This window comes from Noviherbaspirillum autotrophicum, assembly GCF_000818395.1.
In the GTDB taxonomy this organism is placed as follows: Bacteria; Pseudomonadota; Gammaproteobacteria; order Burkholderiales; family Burkholderiaceae_D; genus Noviherbaspirillum; species Noviherbaspirillum autotrophicum.
The window spans coordinates 5015092-5033124 of sequence record NZ_JWJG01000028.1; the positions used below are offsets into that span (position 1 = coordinate 5015092).

The 18033-nt window shown below is 59.4% G+C and carries 22 protein-coding genes, 1 tRNA gene and 1 other RNA gene; 9 read left to right on the plus strand and 15 right to left on the minus strand.

Features of this window, described 5'->3' with window-relative positions; all coding sequences use genetic code 11:
• Positions 1-123: 123 nt before the first annotated feature.
• Positions 124-1161 (minus strand): SEL1-like repeat protein, encoded by a 1038-nt coding sequence (locus tag TSA66_RS24650; RefSeq protein WP_084199883.1) that lies wholly within the window; start codon positions 1159-1161, stop codon positions 124-126.
• Positions 1162-1301: 140 nt separating this feature from the next.
• Here TSA66_RS24650 and TSA66_RS26475 point away from each other — a divergent pair.
• Positions 1302-2088, plus strand: a protein-coding gene (locus TSA66_RS26475; protein WP_408639505.1) for an IS5 family transposase whose coding sequence is annotated in 2 segments (ribosomal slippage) — positions 1302-1630 and positions 1629-2088 — 789 coding nt in all. Because the reading frame shifts where the segments join, the coding sequence is not laid out codon by codon here.
• A gap of 4 nt (positions 2089-2092) precedes the next feature.
• Here TSA66_RS26475 and TSA66_RS24665 read toward each other — a convergent pair.
• The 4 genes from TSA66_RS24665 to TSA66_RS24680 all read right to left on the minus strand — a co-directional run bounded on the left by TSA66_RS24665 (position 2093) and on the right by TSA66_RS24680 (position 4272).
• Positions 2093-2374, minus strand: coding sequence for a hypothetical protein (locus TSA66_RS24665; protein WP_040041937.1), 282 nt, complete (start codon positions 2372-2374; stop codon positions 2093-2095).
• A 54-nt stretch (positions 2375-2428) separates the two neighbouring features.
• On the minus strand, positions 2429-2719 hold the full coding sequence (locus tag TSA66_RS24670) for a hypothetical protein (RefSeq protein ID WP_040041938.1): 291 nt from the start codon (positions 2717-2719) through the stop codon (positions 2429-2431).
• A gap of 40 nt (positions 2720-2759) precedes the next feature.
• Complete coding sequence (locus tag TSA66_RS24675; RefSeq protein WP_040041939.1) at positions 2760-3065, minus strand: hypothetical protein; 306 nt, start codon at positions 3063-3065, stop codon at positions 2760-2762.
• Between the two features lie 1131 nt (positions 3066-4196).
• Positions 4197-4272, minus strand: a tRNA-Ala gene (locus TSA66_RS24680).
• A 133-nt stretch (positions 4273-4405) separates the two neighbouring features.
• On the opposite strand from TSA66_RS24680, the gene TSA66_RS24685 reads away from it, so the two are divergent.
• The 5 genes from TSA66_RS24685 (at position 4406) to TSA66_RS24700 (ending at position 6566) form a co-directional block, all read left to right on the plus strand.
• Positions 4406-4621, plus strand: coding sequence for a hypothetical protein (locus TSA66_RS24685; RefSeq protein WP_040041940.1), 216 nt, complete (start codon positions 4406-4408; stop codon positions 4619-4621).
• Positions 4618-4929 (plus strand): cell division protein ZapA, encoded by a 312-nt coding sequence (locus tag TSA66_RS24690; protein ID WP_040041941.1) that lies wholly within the window; start codon positions 4618-4620, stop codon positions 4927-4929. The genes TSA66_RS24685 and TSA66_RS24690 overlap by 4 nt, the downstream gene beginning before the upstream one ends.
• 65 nt (positions 4930-4994) lie before the next feature.
• Positions 4995-5176, plus strand: a non-coding RNA gene (ssrS, locus tag TSA66_RS26480) — 6S RNA.
• Between the two features lie 125 nt (positions 5177-5301).
• Positions 5302-5745 (plus strand): EVE domain-containing protein, encoded by a 444-nt coding sequence (locus tag TSA66_RS24695; protein WP_040042990.1) that lies wholly within the window; start codon positions 5302-5304, stop codon positions 5743-5745.
• Between the two features lie 17 nt (positions 5746-5762).
• Positions 5763-6566: a sulfite exporter TauE/SafE family protein gene (locus tag TSA66_RS24700; RefSeq protein ID WP_040041942.1), complete on the plus strand. Its 804-nt coding sequence runs from the start codon at positions 5763-5765 to the stop codon at positions 6564-6566.
• A gap of 6 nt (positions 6567-6572) precedes the next feature.
• On the opposite strand, the gene TSA66_RS24705 is transcribed toward TSA66_RS24700, so the two are convergent.
• The 4 genes from TSA66_RS24705 to TSA66_RS24720 are packed head-to-tail and all read right to left on the minus strand — an operon-like array spanning position 6573 to position 10567.
• Positions 6573-8075, minus strand: a complete 1503-nt coding sequence (locus TSA66_RS24705; protein ID WP_040041943.1) for a malonate--CoA ligase — start codon at positions 8073-8075, stop codon at positions 6573-6575.
• 2 nt (positions 8076-8077) lie between these two features.
• The gene (locus tag TSA66_RS24710) at positions 8078-8851 is read right to left on the minus strand and encodes an enoyl-CoA hydratase/isomerase family protein (RefSeq protein WP_040041944.1); all 774 of its coding nucleotides are present in this window, start codon (positions 8849-8851) and stop codon (positions 8078-8080) included.
• A 6-nt stretch (positions 8852-8857) separates the two neighbouring features.
• Positions 8858-9670: a prolipoprotein diacylglyceryl transferase gene (gene lgt / locus TSA66_RS24715; protein ID WP_040041945.1), complete on the minus strand. Its 813-nt coding sequence runs from the start codon at positions 9668-9670 to the stop codon at positions 8858-8860.
• On the minus strand, positions 9671-10567 hold the full coding sequence (locus TSA66_RS24720) for a LysR substrate-binding domain-containing protein (protein ID WP_040041946.1): 897 nt from the start codon (positions 10565-10567) through the stop codon (positions 9671-9673).
• 141 nt (positions 10568-10708) lie between these two features.
• Between TSA66_RS24720 and ilvD the strand changes: the two genes are divergently transcribed.
• Complete coding sequence (ilvD, locus tag TSA66_RS24725) at positions 10709-12583, plus strand: dihydroxy-acid dehydratase (protein ID WP_040041947.1); 1875 nt, start codon at positions 10709-10711, stop codon at positions 12581-12583.
• Between the two features lie 45 nt (positions 12584-12628).
• Here the strand turns inward: ilvD and TSA66_RS24730 are convergent, their stop codons facing one another.
• On the minus strand, positions 12629-12847 hold the full coding sequence (locus TSA66_RS24730; RefSeq protein WP_040042991.1) for a TIGR04438 family Trp-rich protein: 219 nt from the start codon (positions 12845-12847) through the stop codon (positions 12629-12631).
• A gap of 132 nt (positions 12848-12979) precedes the next feature.
• On the opposite strand from TSA66_RS24730, the gene TSA66_RS24735 reads away from it, so the two are divergent.
• A complete protein-coding gene (locus tag TSA66_RS24735) occupies positions 12980-13288 on the plus strand; it encodes a c-type cytochrome (RefSeq protein ID WP_040041948.1) in 309 nt (102 codons plus the stop codon).
• A gap of 118 nt (positions 13289-13406) precedes the next feature.
• On the opposite strand, the gene TSA66_RS24740 is transcribed toward TSA66_RS24735, so the two are convergent.
• Entirely contained in the window at positions 13407-14555 is a 1149-nt protein-coding gene (locus tag TSA66_RS24740) for a branched-chain amino acid ABC transporter substrate-binding protein (protein ID WP_040041949.1), read from the minus strand.
• A gap of 159 nt (positions 14556-14714) precedes the next feature.
• Here TSA66_RS24740 and TSA66_RS24745 point away from each other — a divergent pair, with 159 nt between their 5' ends.
• Positions 14715-15224, plus strand: coding sequence for an Lrp/AsnC family transcriptional regulator (locus tag TSA66_RS24745; RefSeq protein ID WP_040041950.1), 510 nt, complete (start codon positions 14715-14717; stop codon positions 15222-15224).
• A gap of 20 nt (positions 15225-15244) precedes the next feature.
• Here TSA66_RS24745 and TSA66_RS24750 read toward each other — a convergent pair whose 3' ends face one another.
• The 4 genes from TSA66_RS24750 to TSA66_RS24765 are packed head-to-tail and all read right to left on the minus strand — an operon-like array spanning position 15245 to position 18025.
• Positions 15245-16561: a D-amino acid dehydrogenase gene (locus TSA66_RS24750; protein WP_040041951.1), complete on the minus strand. Its 1317-nt coding sequence runs from the start codon at positions 16559-16561 to the stop codon at positions 15245-15247.
• A gap of 3 nt (positions 16562-16564) precedes the next feature.
• Positions 16565-16960, minus strand: coding sequence for a hypothetical protein (locus TSA66_RS24755; protein WP_040041952.1), 396 nt, complete (start codon positions 16958-16960; stop codon positions 16565-16567).
• Positions 16957-17382 (minus strand): DNA polymerase III subunit chi, encoded by a 426-nt coding sequence (locus TSA66_RS24760; protein WP_040041953.1) that lies wholly within the window; start codon positions 17380-17382, stop codon positions 16957-16959. Before TSA66_RS24760 ends, TSA66_RS24755 begins: the two co-directional genes overlap by 4 nt.
• Positions 17383-17392: 10 nt before the next feature.
• A complete protein-coding gene (locus tag TSA66_RS24765; protein ID WP_040041954.1) occupies positions 17393-18025 on the minus strand; it encodes a glutaredoxin family protein in 633 nt (210 codons plus the stop codon).
• Between the last annotated feature and the right edge of the window lie 8 nt (positions 18026-18033).

Here is an 18033-nt window from a genome sequence, read left to right on the forward strand (position 1 = left end):
CTAATGTAACAACCATCGCGCAAATACTCCACATGGGACGTAATACGGGCCGTTCACTTTCCATTGTCGCGAACGTCGTTATACATTCCAGTGCTAAAGGTCAGAGTGGGCTTGCGAACTACATTAATCGCACCGCGTTACATATGAATCGCCCATTTGTGGTGCGCCCATTGTTTCGGTACCGATACCGATCCCCGATCCTTGCACGGTAATATTGCGGCAAGTTTTTTGCCCTGAACTAGCACCACTGCCCGCTGAATCGAGCTGGTAGTAAGTGTCCCATTCTAACTCCCTCTGTCTCGAACTCTCCTCTAATTTCAGGTATCCGAGGTTATAAAGGTAATTAGATGCAGCGCGATCTCCGGCCTGCGCAGCTTTTCGAAGCCAGTCCTCGGCGCGGTCCAGATCCCGAGTAACACCCCACCCTTTGGAGTAAAGAACCCCAAGATTCCTTTGGCACGCTGAAAATTTTTTCTCAGCGCATCGCTGATACCATTCTGCCGCATGTACATAATCGCTCTTTCCATCTCCTGCCCAAATGCCCTCTTGGTAAAAAGCGCCCATGAGTAGTTCGCCGAATTGATCGCCCTTATCTACTAGTTCACGAATCAAGCGTTTGGCTTCCTTCACATCTTTCGCAACGCCGCCTTCCCCCTTCCAATAACTGAAGGCCAAATACCCCATCGATTTCTGGTCCCCCTGCGCCGCTGCCTTTTTAAACCAACCGATGGCCACGGCATAGTCCTGTTTCACACCCTCGCCGTGTGAATACATCCACCCAAGGCGATGTTGCGAAAGCACCCACCCTTTGTTGGCACTACTGGTGAACAAAGCTAGAGCTTGGTCTAAATCTTGCCTCACAACACGTCCTGATGCATAGAAATTACCGAGATAATATTGCGCGACAGCATCCCCTTGGGCTGCAGCGAGTTGGAACCACTTTACTGCTTGTGCATCATCTTTTTGTATCTGGTAGCCGTACTGGTAGCAAAACCCGAGTTTAGTTTGCGCCATTGCATACCCTTGTTCTGCTGCTTGCCGGTACCAATACACTGCCTGTGATAGATTCCGATTGACTCCACGTCCATCCATGTACAAGTCGCCCAGTGCTGTTTGTACATCCGGATGTCCTGCTTCCGCCAAGGGACGCCATTCCTTCATAGCCGTCGCATAATCGCCCTTACAGCGTATTTCGATAGGTCGACAAAAAAGAAATAATGGCCGCAGAGCTGGTCGAAGGCGAATGAGTTCGACCGAGGGATGCTGTCATGAATCAATGCAAGCATGACGACGGTTTTCGCATGAGCGATACGCTCTGGGAACAAATGGAACCGTTGTTGCCAGCAGCGAAATCGCATCCGCTGGGATGCCACCGGCCGCGCGTACCCAATCGTGCGGCGATGGACGCGATCCTGCTGGTGCTACGCACAGGTATGCAGTGGAACGCCCTCGATAGCACTGGGATCTGCACCTGTTCGTCGGCGTACCGGCGATTCCGGGAATGGATTGATGCCGGGGTGTTTGCGAAGTTCTGGCGCCTGGGGTTGCTGGAATATGACGAGTTGCAGGGCATCGACTGGAGTTGGCTGGCAATGGACGGCGCGCTGACGAAGGCGCCACTGGGCGGAAAAAAAAACAGGACCGAATCCCTGCGACCGCGCCAAAGGCGGCGTCAAACGCAGCATGCTCACTGAAGCTGCTGGCGTTCCGTTGGCTGTCGAGGTGGCACCCGCGAACCGACATGACATGAAGCTGGTTGCTGCCACGCTGGCGGGAATGATGTGCGCTCGGCCGGTGAATGGCCGCAAGAGCGAGTTGTGTCTAGATCTGGGCTATGACTACGACGAGGTGCGACGCATCGTCAGCATGGCCGGGTTCGAACCGATCATTCTTGGCCGGCGCGATGAACGGGAGAACAAGAAGCAATGTGGTGTACGTGCCCGGCGCTGGGTGGTCGAGCGTACCCATAGCTGGCTCAACCGGTTTCGCCGGCTGCTCGTGCGATGGGAAAAGCGCGAGGATACCTATCTCGCCATGCTGCAGTTCGCGTGCGGTCTCATTGCTTGGCGCTCCGCCCTATCGAAATAGGCTCTTAGACGACGGCTGAGGCGTTTGCAAATTGTGCCGGACTAATTTTGAGGTCCGGCGGGATGAACCCGGCGCCGATCGACCCAACGTTATTGAGCACGTTAACCCCGATGTTCTGTAACTGCGTGATGTTCTGAGTCACGCCAACATTGACGTTGGCAACCGGCCCCAATCCCGCCAGCCAGGAATTGCCGGCTGGTGCGGCCGCACCACCGCGAACGGCCGACATCGCCTTGCCGTCTAGATCCTCGCTCTTGGCAAGGTCGTGAATCATGATTTTCGACATAGTTATTCTCCTTAAGTCCGGTGGAGGCAGTTGGGCCTCCGCCCGGATGATGTATTAGCCAAAGTTGATGGTGTTGGTGCCGTGTTGGGTCGGGTTCACGTTGGCGGTGATTCCAGACGCAAAGGCGACGTTGTTGCCATTGTTGACTTCGGTGTTCTGGCTCTGCGAAAGCAACTGCGTTGCGTCGAAGTTAAACTCGTTCTTCGGGAAGCTGAGCTTCGGATCGTAAGGCGAGCTATAGCCTTGCATCGTATAGCTTTTGCCGATACCGCCGCGTACTGCGGTCATCGCTTTGCGGCCGAGTTCTGCAGTCACTGCCAGGTCTTTGATGATCAGGGTAGTCATGTCAATTCTCCTAAAAGTGGTCAGTAGATAAAGTCGTTAATTAGCCAAAGTTGATGTTGTTGCTGCCATGCTGAGGCGGGCTCACGTTCGCGGTGATGCCGGACGCAAAAGCTACGTTGTTACCGTTATTGACGACAGTGTTCTGGCTCTGTCCGAGCGACTGCGATGCATTGAAGTTGAAGTCGTTCTTCGGCAGGTCATACACGGGTCCCCACGAGGACGGCATGCCGGGATACGACGATGGTGGGCAATAGAGGCCGGAGCCCTGTCCACCACGTACGGCAGCCATCTCTTTGCGGTCGATTTCTTCGGTAACAGTCAGGTCTTTGATCATCAGTGTTTGCATTTCAGGTTCTCCTAAGAGTGAGCAGAGCGATTGCGTTGGTGATGAGCGTTTTGTTGCACTCGACAGGGATACTGCAGGGAGCGTGCCAGTCGTGGTACGGAACCACGATGAGCTTCGTAAGGCGTTGAAACTCAACGGGAAATTCAAAGGCGCTTCGGTGTTTTACAGTCTTGGCTTCAACTGGGCGTAAATACGAAGTGATGGGGGCGATCCAACACAATGTGAGCAGCCGTTCGTCGGACCGCAACTCACATTGTTAAGTGTGGATAGATTGTGAGGGGCACTCGTTATTCGACGAGGTGGAGCCGCTGAACGATCAAGGCGTAGATAAACTCTACGTACGATATGGCCTTGTCAAATTCAATACGATGCGGATTTTCCTGATCATCTTGCTGCCAAGTGCCCGATTAATTGGGGCCAACCACTGAAGGGGAAGCAATAACGTGTCGCAATTATTCTCGACGAAGGTCTTGGTGCTGAGCAAGTTGCCGACAGCCACGGCCACCGGTTGTCTGAGCCAAGACTGAGCGAGCTCGCCCGCGATTGCAAGACTGCACGTGCCGACTAAACGTTCAGTGTCTGCTTTCGGGAAAAACACACTTCCGCTTTGGGTCGTATTAAGCCCGACGGCTGAATTTGGTCTTCGGCTGCTTTGACGCACCTAACTGCCGGTGATGATAAGCACTGGGCTGACTGCATTCGGCTCCGGACGTGCTGCTACTTAGCATCGGAATGTACTGGAGCGATGGTATTCGAACCCACGACGACAAGACGCAGGAAAGGGATAAATACACGGGTTTACAGCTTAGGCGCTGTAAACCCGTGTATTTCTTGGTAGCCGGCGCACAAACCACCGACACAAGAATTTCCAGTCTTTTGGGAGAGTTATCGAGAGACGTGGGGCATCTGCAGAAAAGCAGGGGGGAGCATTAGATGAGATCGACACGTCTCAATCCCCTGAATGGGTGAAACTGACGTCAGCAAACATTGGCTTGCCATAGGAGCATGATTGTTCGCGCCGCAGGCGGACAGGCATGCATTTCTTTGCACTTTGTCAGGGATGCATATCGTTGCACTTCATGCAAAAATATGTGTCCTGTTTCACAACTCGGAATTTGCTGGACTTGTTGGTGGTGGAGCGGAGGAGGATCGAACTCCCGACCTTCGCATTGCGAACGCGACGCTCTCCCAGCTGAGCTACCGCCCCATACCGAAGAATTTTATTGACTACTGGGCTCCGATGCAAGTGATTAAGAACAAGATAATACTTGTCTTCAAAAAGCTGCCTTAACCCATTGAATCTGTTGACGCAAATTCGGTTGCCCTACTATAGTGGCGGGATGCTTTCCGAATTTCATCAACTCTCCGAAAAAGTCGACCAGTTGGCCGAACTGGCGCAGTCGTTGCGCCGCGAAAACGCCGATCTGCGCTTGACACTGGCTTCGCTTACAACTGAGAACGCGGATTTATCCCGCCGTATTCAGGAGGCGTATCAGCGCGTTGCCGCGCTGCTGGAAAAAATCCCGGCGTCGCATGAAAGCGAGGAGGCGGTATGATCCAGCTTGATGTATCGATCATGGGGCAGGCTTACAAGCTTGCATGCAGGGAAGGCGAGGAGTCGGCGTTGCGCGAAGCCGTCGCTTATCTCGACGAGAAAATGTGCGCGATCCGCGATGCCGGGAAAATCAAGGGCAACGATCGGATCGCAGTGATGGCAGCACTGGGTATTGCGGCCGAACTGCTGGCGACCAAATCCACGGAAGGCCCCTTCGCCGATATGACACTGGCCGAAGTCAATCAAAAAATTGCAGCAATGCATGCTGTGATTGACGTTGCACTGGCGCCGCAGGAAAACCTTTTTTAAGCCAAAAAAGTTTTGTCGAAAAGTGCTCAAAGCCTTTGACACAAGGCCTGATTCAGGTACACTAAAACCTCCTGCCGTGTTCGCGATTGTCATATATTCCTTGAACCATTTATGTGCATAGGTTGCGGGATTTTGTTCGATGGGCGCGCTTCGTCGCTAGTCCGATGAACCCGAAATTGAACTAACTGTGACCACCTTGAACCGTAAGGTTCGGGATGCCGGCAAAGACGGCACAGGCGGGACTAATTCACAAGCGGCTGCATTCGTGCAGCCGCTTTTTTGTGCGCGTTGCGTTTGTCGGCGGTTTGTCAGATCCGCTGACTGTCATTCTTCGTACTCATTCAATATTCTTGAAACATGCAGTACTGGCTGATGAAATCCGAACCGGATGACGTAAGTATCGACGATGCCCTCGCCGCGCCAGGCCAAACAGTGGCGTGGATCGGAGTGCGCAACTACCAAGCGCGCAATTTCATGCGCGATGCGATGCGCATGGGCGACGGCCTGCTGTTCTATCACTCCAGCTGCGCCGAGCCCGGCATTGCGGGACTGGCCGAGGTGGCTAGCGCGCCTTATCCGGACGACACTCAGTTCGACCCCGCGAGCAAATATTTCGATCCCAAAGCCACCCGCGAGAATCCGCGCTGGATGCTGGTCGACGTGCGCGCTACGAAGAAGACGCGGCTGCTGACGCTGCCAGAATTGCGCGCCAATCCCGCGCTGGCGGACATGCAAGTCCTCAGGCGCGGCAACCGCCTTTCAATCACACCGGTTACGCCCGATGAATGGCGTTGTATCATCGGCCAACTTGGTTGATCTGAGAAAACTTTTACATGGATATTTCACTCGTGGCTGGGCTGCTCGCCTTGGGCGCCGCGGTCGGATTCGCCGCTGGCATGCTGGGCATTGGCGGCGGCATGCTGCTGGTGCCGTTCATGACGATGCTCTTTACGGCGAAGCATTTCCCGCAGGAGCATATCGTGCACATGGCGATTGCAACCTCGCTGGCAACTATCATGTTCACGTCGATTTCCTCGGTGCGTGCGCATCATGCCCGCCGCGCTGTGTTGTGGCGGGTGGTGAAGCTGCTGGCGCCGGGTATCCTGATCGGATCGTGGGTCGGGCCGTGGATTGGCGCGCAGTTGAATTCGTCGACGCTGGCCTTGGCATTTGCGGTATTTGTCGCGTTTTCCGGAACGCAGATGCTGCTCGATAAAAAGCCGGCTGCCGCGCGCGAATTGCCGCCTGCGCCGGGCATGTTCGCGGCGGGCGGCGTGATCGGTGTGCTGGCGGGATTGGTAGGCGCCGGCGGCGGCTTCGTCTCGGTGCCGTTCATGACCTGGTGTAACGTGAAAATTCACAATGCGGTAGCGACCAGTGCGGCGCTCGGCTTTCCGATTGCGCTGGCCGGCACGCTGTCGAACATCTACTTCGGCATGAAGGTGCCGGATTTGCCGGCCTCGTCGCTCGGCTTCATTTACCTGCCCGCGCTGCTGGTGATTTCGCTGGCGAGCGTCAGCACCGCGCCGCTGGGCGCCAGGACGGCGCACAGTCTGCCGGTGAAGACCCTGAAAAAGGTGTTTGCGCTTTTGCTGTATTCGCTGGCATCGTACATGCTGTATAAGGCGTTCGGATAAGGCGCGTCAGCCGCCCGCGAACTGTTCGCGCAACACATTCTTTTGTACCTTGCCCATCGCATTGCGCGGCAGGTCCGGCACGAAGTGCACGCGCTTGGGCACCTTGAAATTGGCAATGCGCTCCTTCAGGTAGGCAAGCATGTCGGCTTCGGACAAGGTCGAATCGGGCTGCACGACCACGACGGCCGTGACCGCTTCGCCGAAGTCCGGGTGCGGCACGCCGACCACCGCCGATTCGACCACGCTGTCGATGTCGTCGATGACCGCTTCGATTTCCTTCGGATAGACGTTGTAGCCGCCGGTGATGATCAGGTCCTTGCTGCGCCCGACGATGCTCAGATAGCCCTGGACGTCGAACTTGCCCACGTCGCCGGTCTTGAAATAGCCGTCCTGCGTGAATTCCTCGGCAGTCTTTTCCGGCATGTCCCAGTAACCCTTGAACACGTTCGGTCCCTTGACCTGGATGTCGCCGATTTCCTCCGGCGCGCACAATGCGCCGCCGCTTTTGACCACGCGCACCGACACGCCCGGCAAAGGCAGGCCGACGGTACCGCCGATGCGTTCGCCGTCGTATGGATTGGACGTCAGCATCGTCGTTTCGCTCATGCCATAGCGCTCGAGTATCGTGTGCCCGGTGCGCTGCGCGAACTCGCTGAAGGTGTCGGTCAACAGCGGCGCCGAACCCGAAACGAACAGCCGCATGCCGGCGCAGGCATCGCGACCGAATTGCGGCTCGGCCAGCAGTCGCACATAGTAGGTCGGCACGCCCATGAACACGGTCGCGCGCGGCAGCAGGCGGATCACATCGGCGCTGTCGAACTTCGGCAGGAAGATCATCTTGCTGCCGTTGAGAAGCGCGCCGTGTGATGCGACGAACAGGCCATGCACATGAAACAGCGGCAGCGCATGCAGCAGGACATCGCCCGCCTGCCAGCGCCACGCGTCGTGCAGTACCTCGGCGTTCGAGGCCAGGTTGCGGTGCGTGAGCATGGCGCCCTTGCTGCGCCCGGTGGTGCCGGAGGTGTAGAGAATGGCGGCGAGGTCGTCCGGATCCTTGTCAACGGTGGCGAAGCTGTTCGACTGGTGGGTTGCGCGCACCAGCAGCGAGCCGCTGCGGTCGTCGCCGAGCGTAAATACGTGCCTGGCGCCGCCGGCGAATGCGATCTGGGACACCCAGCCGAAGTTTTGCGGCGCGCACACCACGACGGACGGCTTGGCATCGTCGATGAAGTAGCGCATCTCGGCCGCGCGGTAGGCGGTATTGAGCGGCAGGTAGACGAAGCCGGCGCGGATGGTCGCCAGATAGAGCATCAGCGCTTCCGGCGACTTGTCGACCTGGGCGGCGATGCGCGCGCCCGGCGGCAGGTCCAGTCCGGCCAGCAGGTTGGCGATCTTTGCGGTCGCGCGGTCGAGGTCGTTCCAGGAGTAGTACAGGCCGTCGTGCGTTTCGATGCTGCATGCGGTCCGGTCCTGCGGAAAGCGCACTTCGAACAGGGTGTACAGGTTCATTGCTATTTTCCCGAGAAAACAGGTTTGCGCTTGCTGAGAAAAGTCTGCACGCCTTCGCGGTAATCCTGCGACGCAAGGAAGGCGAATGCTTCCTGCAGTTCCTGTTCGGTCAACGGCTCGGACACCGGGGCCAGGCGCCGTATCAACTGCTTGTTCATGCGCGCGGCCAGCGGCGCACCCTGCGCAATGCGTTGCGCGGTCCTGCGCGCTTCCGCAGGAACATCGTCCACTATACGGTTGAGCAGCCCCTTGTCCTTTGCCTCGGCCGCATCGAATACCCGGCCTTCGAGCAGGATTTCCAGCGCCACCGCCTTGCCGACCAGTTGCAGCAGGTATTGCAGTTCGCCCGGCGCCAGCGGAAACCCCAGGCGGTTGATCGGAATGCCGAAGCGTGCGCCGGGCGCAGCAATGCGGATGTCGCACGCACTGGCGATTTCGAGCCCGCCGCCGACGCATACGCCTTCGATGGCGGCGATGGTCGGATGCCGGCATTGCGAAATCGCTGCCAGTGCCTGCGCAATGGTTTCGGTGTGATAACGCATGCCTTGCGCCATCGTATTGCGCACGGAGGAGAATTCCTCGACGTCGGCGCCTGCCGCGAAGTTATGCTCGTCGCCGCACACGATCACGCAGCGCAGCGATTCATCCTCTGACAGCGCGGTGAAAATACGCGTCAGCGCATTCCACATCGCCACGTTGATTGCGTTGAGCTTGCGCGGATTGGACAGCGTGACCGTGGCGACGACGTCCTTCTTTTCCAGTCGAATTTCTGCCATGGGAACCTACGCGCGGGTGGCGGAATTGCGGTGCATCCTGTAGGTGACGAACAGCGCTGCGGCGCCGAAGACGATCATCGGCAGCGACAGCATCTGGCCGGCCGAGATCGTGATCCCGGCAAACGTCACTTCATAGTCGGGAGTGCGGAAATACTCGGTGAAGAAGCGCGCCATCCCGTACAGCATCACGAACATCGCGCCGACCGCGAGCGGCGGGCGCGGCTTGCGCGCATAAATCCATAGGATGACGAACAACAGGACGCCGTCGACCAGGGCCTGGTAAATCGGCGACGGATGGCGCGGCAGGTTGTCGACGTTGGGCCAGATCATTGCCCATGGCAGCGACGGGTCGGCCACGCGGCCCGGCAGCTCGGCATTGATGAAATTGCCGATGCGCCCGGCCGCATACCCGAGCGGCACCATCGGGGCAATGAAATCGTACACATCGACCAGGCGCCGTCCCGCCTTGCGCGCCCACAACCACATCGCTAGCATCACACCGAGGAAGCCGCCATGGAAGGACATGCCGCCTTTCCAGACCGCGAAGATTTCCAGCGGATTGGAGAAATAATAGGCCGGGTTGTAGAACAGGACTTCGCCCAGTCGCCCGCCGATCACCACGCCAAGCACGCCATAGAACAGCATGTCGTCCAGATGTTCGGCCTTCCATCCGGCCGCCGCCATATGCGGCTGGCGCGCCCGCACACGCCCCAGCAATAGGAACTGGATGAACGCCACCAGGTACATCAGGCCGTACCAGTGCACCTTGATCGGGCCGAGCGTGATCGCAATCGGGTTCGGTAAGGGATGAACTAACATCTATTTTTTCTTTCGCATAAGTTCGAGAAAGCTGCGCAATACCGGCGATATGTTATCGCGGCGCCAGGCCAGGCCGGTTTCGACGTGCAGCGTCTTGTCCGCAAGCGCCTTGTATTCGACGCCGGGGCGTTTTAAATTCGACACCGATTGTGGCACAAGTGCGACGCCCATACCCGCCGACACCAGACCGACGATAGTTTGCATCTGGATCGCTTCCTGTCCGATGCGGGGTGTCAAGCCTGCATCGCGAAAGCAGCCGAGAATCGCGTCATGGAATGCGGGCGCGATACGGCGCGGAAAAATGATCAGCGGCATATCGGCAACCGCTTTCAGCGTCGCGCTGCTTTTGCCGCGCAATGCCCGGGTTCCTTGTGGCGCGGCCAGCACCAGCGCTTCCGACAGCACCGTCATGTAGTCCAGTTCGGCGCGCGCCTTGTCATGCAGCGGCGGGATCAGCAAGCCGGCATCGATTCTGCCCTGCATCAAGTCGTCAATTTGCACATCGGTCGTCGCTTCGCGCAGCTCGATCTGGACTTTCGGATAATGCTCGCGGAACTCGCGCAGCAGTGGCGGCAGCACGCTGTAGTCGGCAGTCGACACGAAGGACAGCGACAGCATTCCCGACTCGCCCGATGCCGCGCGCCGCGCCAGATCGGGCAGGGCACCCGCCTGTTGCAGGATACGGCGCGCTTCCGGCAATAAGGCCGCACCGGCCGGCGTGAGCGTGACGCTGCGCTTGGTGCGACTGAAAAGCGGCGTGCCAAGCGTGGCTTCCAGCGCCTGGATCGTCTGTGACAGGGGGGGTTGGGTCATGTGCAGGCGCGCGGCAGCGCGGCCGAAATGATTCTCTTCGGCCACGGCGACGAAATAGCGCAATTGCCGCAATTCAATACTCATATGCAAATCGACTTAATAGGGAATGAATCATATATTTGACACGCGGCTAGGTGCAAGGCACTCTAGGCGTTTTTGCCCCCTTCGGGGCGAATTTCGCCCATTCGTAGCGCCGCTTCAATCAACAGTTCGGAGACCCACCTCATGCCGCAATACCGTTCCTATACCACCACCCATGGCCGCAATATGGCCGGCGCGCGCGCGCTCTGGCGCGCTACCGGCATGAAAGACGGCGACTTCAACAAGCCGATCATTGCGGTGGTCAATTCCTTCACCCAGTTCGTGCCGGGCCATGTGCACCTGAAGGATATGGGGCAGCTGGTGGCGCGCGAGATCGAGGCGGCCGGCGGCGTGGCGAAGGAATTCAACACGATCGCAGTCGACGACGGGATCGCCATGGGCCACGGCGGCATGCTGTATTCGCTGCCGTCGCGCGAGCTGATCGCCGACTCGGTCGAATACATGGTCAATGCGCACTGCGCCGACGCGATGGTGTGCATCTCCAACTGCGACAAGATCACCCCCGGCATGCTGATGGCCGCGATGCGCCTGAACATCCCGGCCGTATTTGTGTCCGGCGGCCCGATGGAAGCGGGCAAGGTAATCGAGGCGCTGCACGGCAAGCAGGAAGGTTCGCAAAAGATCATCAAGGTCGACTTGATCGACGCGATGATCCAGGCGGGCGACCCGACTGTCTCTGACGAACAGGTGGCAAACATCGAACGTTCCGCCTGCCCGACCTGCGGCTCATGCTCCGGCATGTTCACCGCCAACTCGATGAACTGCCTGACCGAGGCGCTCGGCTTGTCGTTGCCGGGCAACGGCACGATCGTTGCGACCCACGCCGACCGCAAGCAGCTGTTCCTGCGCGCCGGCCGCCTGGTGGTGGAGATTGCCAAGCGCTATTACGAGCAGGACGACGCTTCCGTCCTGCCGCGCAATATCGCGACCAAGGCCGCATTTGAAAACGCGATGGCGCTGGACGTATCGATGGGCGGCTCAACCAACACGGTGCTGCACCTCTTGGCCGCCGCGCAGGAAGCGGGCGTGTCGTTCACGATGGCAGACATCGACCGTATTTCGCGCAAGGTGCCGTGCCTGTGCAAGGTCGCGCCGGCGACCCAGGATTACCACATCGAAGACGTGCACCGCGCCGGTGGCATCGTCGGCATCCTGGGCGAGCTGGACCGCGCCGGCCTGCTCGACACCAGCGTGCCGACCGTCCACAGCAAGACGCTGGGCGACGCGATTGCCGCCAACGACATCATGCGCACCGAGGACCCGGCAGTGCGCCAGCGCTTCCTGGCAGCGCCGGGAGGCGTGCCGACGCAGACGGCGTTCTCGCAGGACAAACGCTTCGACAAGCTCGACAACGACCGCGCACACGGCTGCATCCGCGACAAGGAGCATGCGTATTCCAAGGACGGCGGCCTGGCGGTCCTGTACGGCAATCTGGCGGAAAACGGTTGCATCGTGAAGACCGCTGGCGTCGATGAAAGCATTCTCAAGTTCACCGGCACCGCGCGCGTGTTCGAGAGCCAGGACGATGCGGTGGATGCGATCCTGGGTGACGTCGTGAAAGAAGGCGACGTGATTATCATTCGCTACGAAGGTCCGAAGGGTGGCCCGGGCATGCAGGAAATGCTGTACCCGACCTCGTACATCAAGTCCAAGGGCCTGGGCAAGAGCTGCGCGCTGTTTACCGACGGCCGCTTCTCGGGTGGCTCGTCCGGGCTCGTGATCGGTCACGCTTCGCCGGAAGCAGCGGAAGGCGGCACCATCGGCCTGGTGGAAGACGGCGACACGATCGAGATCGACATCCCCGAGCGCCGCATGCACCTGAAGGTGAGCGATGAGGAACTGGCGCGGCGCCGCGCGGCGATGGAAGCCAAGGGCGACAAGGCATGGAAGCCGGCGAACCGGCAACGCGTGGTGTCGCAGGCGCTGCAGGCCTATGCTGCCCTGGCCACATCCGCCGATCGCGGCGCGGTGCGCGACCTGTCGCAGCTGAAGCGATAAGCGGCAGCGATGAAAGAAAAAGGGCGGTGAATCCACCGCCCTTTTTTATTTCTCGAAAGTCTTCTTTACCCGTTCCTGCCGGGCTTTCTCCAGCTGCTCGTGCGCCTTGCGCTTGTCCAGCCCGAAGGCCCGTTCGATGAATTCGAACCAGACGAACGCGGCGCCGAACAAGCCGACGATCCACCACCATGATAAATCGGCGAATGGTCCGACCTCGAAGTAGCGCAGGGCGGATAGTGCAATTATGATAATGATGAGTGGCATGTCGGCGTTGTTTTCTACAAGTTCCCGAAAAAGATTGTACCCCCCAATCGACATCGTCAACCAGTCGTGCTAGCGTAGCGTTTCTGCAAAATAATAGGAATCGTGGCGCAAGCCATATTTATGGAGAAAGTAATGAAACGTTCTTTGTTGGTATTCCTGGCTGCGGGTGCTCTCGTGTCCAATGCCGCAATGGCAAACGCCGATCTGGCGAAGGCGAAGAATTGCATGGCTTGCCACGCGGTTGCGAACAAAGTGGTTGGCCCGGCATTCAAGGATGTTGCCGCCAAATACGCAGGCCAGAAGGATGCAGAAGACAAGCTGACCCAGAAAGTGCTCAAGGGCGGCAGCGGCGTCTGGGGCCCGGTCCCGATGCCCGCCAATACCCAAGTCAACGAGGCTGAAGCACGTACCCTCGTGAAGTGGGTGCTGAGCCAGAAGTAATCGCCCGCTGCAGGCGACACGAAAAGCGCCCGTCGGGCGCTTTTTCATTTTGGCTTGGTGCCGAACGAAAAAAAGCCCTGGTCAATGACCAGGGCTTTTTGCTTGTCGCGGCGGTGAATTACTTCACGACGGCGATTTGCTCGCGCTTGCCACCCTTGTAGGTGTACAGCGTCAGGGTGCCGTTCTTCATGTCGCCCTTGGCGTCGAAGGCGATCGTGCCGGTTACGCCCTTGTAGTTGGCCTTGGCCAGCTGCGGCAGGTACTTGGCCGGGTCGGCCGAGTCGGCCTTCTTCATGGAATCGGCCATGACCATCACAGCGTCATACACGTACGGCGCGTAGAGCTGGACGTCGATGCCGAACTTCTTCTTGTACGCTGCGCGGAAATCGTCCATGCTCTTCTTCTGCGCTTCTTCCACGCCGCCGGCTTCGGCGCACACGATCTTGCCCGGCTCGCCGATAGCGTCGCCCGCGAGATTGACGAGATTCTCGGTGCAGATGCCATCGCCGCCCATGAACTTGGCGTTGATGCCCAGTGCCTTCATCTGGCGCAGCATCGGGCCGGCCACGGCATCCATGCCGCCGAAGAACACGACGTCCGGATTCTTAGCCTTGATGGCGGTCAGAATTGCGTTGAAGTCGGTCGCCTTGTCGTTGGTGTACTGCTGCGCCACCACTTGCACGCCCTTGGCCTTGGCGCCCTTGACGAATTCTTCGGCCACACCCTGACCGTAAGCGGTGCGGTCGTCGATCACGGCAACCTTCTTCGCCTTCATCTGGTCTGCCGCATAGCGCCCCAGCGTGCCGCCCAGCTGGCCGTCGTTGGCCACCACGCGGAATGCAGTCTTGAAGCCTTGCTGGGTATACTTCGGGTTGGTCGCGGACGGGGAAATCTGCGGGATGCCGGCGTCGTGGTAGATCTTGGATGCCGGGATGGTGGTGCCGGAGTTCAGGTGGCCGATCACGCCGTTGACATGGGCGTCGACCAGCTTCTGGGCGGCTGAGGTCGCCTGCTTCGGATCGGCACCGTCGTCTTCGGCCAGCAGTTCGAACTTGACCTTCTTGCCGCCGAGGGTCACGCCCTTTGCGTTCAATTCGTCGATGGCCATGCGCGCGCCGTTTTCATTATCCTTGCCCAGATGGGCGATCGCGCCGGAGATCGGGCCGACATGGCCGATCTTGACCACTTGTTCCTGTGCCGATGCAGCGCCTGCGAATACAAAGGCGATCGCGCCAGCCAACGGAATCATTTTTGTCTTGAACTGCATAGAATAATTTCTCCTCAGGATTGAAAAGTTACAGGGTTGCTGCAACACTCTTTGAGATCTCTAACCTATTCAGATTTCTGAACAGCATGACGGTACAACAGAAAAAAAAGTTCGAAAAGGGCTTTCTAGTCGATTTTTGTAAATTTCTTCATTTTTCATATGCCTAAACTCCATGCACTCGACAAGGTCGACCGCAAGCTGCTCAATCTGCTGCAGAAGGATAACCAGATCCCGACCCGAACCCTGGCGGAGAAAGTGCATATCTCGCAGCCGACCTGCCTGCGCCGCATGCGCGAGTTGCGCGAAGCGGGCATCATCAGTGCCGATGTGGCGCTGGTGGACCCGTTCGCGCTGGGCTACGGCATGCTGGCCTTCCTCGAGGTGTCGCTCAACAACCAGTCCGACGAGCATATGCAGGAATTCGAGGCGCGCATGGCAAAGGAGACCGAGGTCATGCAGTGCTACTTCGTGTCCGGCGAATACGATTACTTCCTCGTAGTGCATGTGATCGACATGGACGCCTACTACCAGTTTGTGCGGCGCGTCATTTCGGGGTCGGGCAATGTGCGCCACTTCCAGTCGCGCTTCCCGATGAAGCGGGCCAAGTTCGCCACCCGCATCGCCTTCGACGAAAAACTGCCCGAGCTGAACGTGCGCGTGTCGAAGTGACGGCGTCTTTTGCCGCGGCCTTATATGCGGGCCGTACGGGACGCGGCAGCATGGCTGACTCGCGTGCGCGCCATGCCGGTGAACGCGAAGTCGACCTCGGGCGTGCGTCCGGAAACGATGTCGGCGATGGCGCGGCCGGAGCCGCAGCCCATGGTCCAGCCGAGCGTGCCGTGGCCGGTATTGAGGAACAGGTTGGCGTAGCGCGTTTTGCCGATGTAGGGCACGTTGGACGGCGTCAGCGGCCGCAGGCCGGTCCAGTAGGCCGGATTGTCGTAGTCGCAGGCATCCGGAAACAGTTCGCGCGTGCGGCGCGTGATCGCCTCGCAGCGCACGCTGTTGAGGTCGCGCCCGTAGCCGTTCAGCTCGCAGGTGCCGGCCACCCGCAGGCGGTCGCCCAGGCGCGAGAACACCAGCTTGTAGCCGTCGTCGGTGAGCGACACGGCGGGCGCGGCGTCACTCCTGACCACGGGATAGGTGGCGGAATACCCTTTGCCGGGATAGACCAGCAGTTCGATGCCAAGCGGCTGCAGCAGCGGTACCGAGAAACTGCCCAGCGCCACCACGAAGGCGTCGGCGCGCAGCACCTGGTGGCGTCCCTGCCCATCGATGACTTCGACGCCGCTGACCGTGGCGGTCGCGCCGGTGCCTTGCGTGAGCAGGCGGGTGATTGAAGTGTTGAAGCGGAACTGTGCGCCGGCTTGCTGCGCCTTGTGCGCCAGGCCCGTGGTGAACTTGTAGATGTCGCCCGACTCGTCGGTCGCCGTGTAGTCACCGCCAACGATCTTGTCGCGGATCTTCGCCAGTGCCGGTTCGATCCTCACCACTTCGTCGGCGCCGATCGACTGGCGCGGGCAACCGAGCTCGCGCATCAGTTTTGCCGCCGGCAGCGATGCTTCGAAATCCCTGGGATCGGTGTAGAAATGCAGGATGCCGCGCGTCAGATGGTCGTACTGAATGCCGGTTTCGGCGCGCACCGTCTGCAAGACTTGGCGGCTGTATTCGGCGATGGCGATGATCTGGCGGATATTGTAGGCGGTGCGGCCTGGCGTGCAATTGCGCAGGAAACTCAATCCCCATTTCCATTGCAGCCATTCGGGGCGCAGGCGAAACAGCAGGGGGGCGTCTTCCTTGCCGAGCCACTTCAGGATCTTGAAGGGCGCGTGCGGATTGGCCCAGGGCTCGGCGTGCGACACGGAGATCTGGCAGCCGTTGGCGAAACTGGTTTCCTGCGCCGGACCGGGCTGTCGTTCCAGCACGGTCACTTCATGGCCATCCTTGGCAAGAAACCAGGCCGAGGCAGTGCCGATGATGCCCGAGCCTAAGACGATGACTTTCATTTCTTATTTTTTGGTCGATTGCAGTTTCGAGATTTCCTGGGTGACGGCGCGCGTGACGACATCCTTCACGGTGTGGTGCAGGCCGCTCCTGATCTCGGCAGCGAGGTTTTCGACCGCCAGTTGCAGCACGTCGGCCAAGCTGTCACGCACCCGCTGTTCCAGCACGAAATCGATGCGCTCCAGCACCTGGTGCAACACGCGTTCGCGGACTTCACGCTCCAGGCGCGTCCAGCGCTCTTCGTCCCACTCGGCCGCTGCTTGTTGCTGCGGTTGCTCCGCCTGCACCGTTTCCGATGACGCGGAATCCTCTGCGGGCGCTTGCGGGGCGGGAGCCGCCTGGGGCGGCGCGATGACTTCTGTCAGGACGGGAATGCCTGATTCACGGGTAGGGTTGTTCATGCCTTGTCGGCGACATAATGGGTTAATGGATAGCCGCGCTGCTGGTAAAAGCGGTAGCGTTCGCGCCCGGCCATCGTGTCGTCGTCGGCCGACGAGATGATTTCGAACATACGCTCGAAGCGGGCAAAATGCGCTGGCGTGCGCGCCGACAGATTGATCAGGATGTGATAGTGCGGCAGGTCGGCGTCGTCGCTGTCGGTCAGGATGACCGGCGTGCTGGCGGCCAGCGGATCGCCGGCGGTCACATGTGGCAGGAAATCCAGCTCGGAAAAGGTCCATAACTGCTGGTCCAGCGTCGCCAGGTCCGCCGTGTCCTGCGTCAGCACCACGATCCGGCAGTTTGCGGCGCGCGCCTTGCGCACCAGACGGCAGGCGTAGCCTAGCTTGTCCGGGACGTTGCTGTGAAAATCGATGCGAGTCATTGAGTGAAATTTAAAACCGAAATCCCGGCGGCGCGTTGCCGATTGCCGGCGGCAGCTCTGTCGGGCGCGGCGGTTCCGCCTGCTTGGCGGCGCTTGCCGTTCTGGCCTTGGTGGCGGGCTCGGGCGCCGGCGCGGCTGCCTGTGCTTGCGGTGCGCGGTAGCTCTTGGGCAGCATGTTGGTTTCGGGATAACCGGCTGTGCCAAGCGCGCTGTTCCAGGCGCTGGCGGAGAATCCGCGTTCCCTGGCCCGGCCAACCGTCAGGAACGGCAAGTCCTTGCCTTCGCCGCCCGCCTTGTGGAATTGTTCCAGGTCTTCGCCAGTGTTGACGGTCTTTTCGGTGAACGGGATGCCGCGCGTGCGCAGGTGCGCGCGTCCCTCGTCGCAGGGCGCGCAATTCTTTGTCGTATATAGGGTCACCGGGCTGGCTTTTACCGCCTGCGCCAATTCATAGGGAAAGTTGGCAGTATCGACGTTGCTGCTGGAAATATTTTTGGTTTCCACTTGTTTGGCCGACGTCGGTGGCGGCGTATCGCTGTAAGTTACCTTGCCATCCGGTCCGACCCATTTATAAAGCTGCGCCTGCGCGCCGGCGGCACAAAACACCAGCGTCGCGGCTGCCAGTCTCACTTTCCGTGGTGTCATTATTGCTC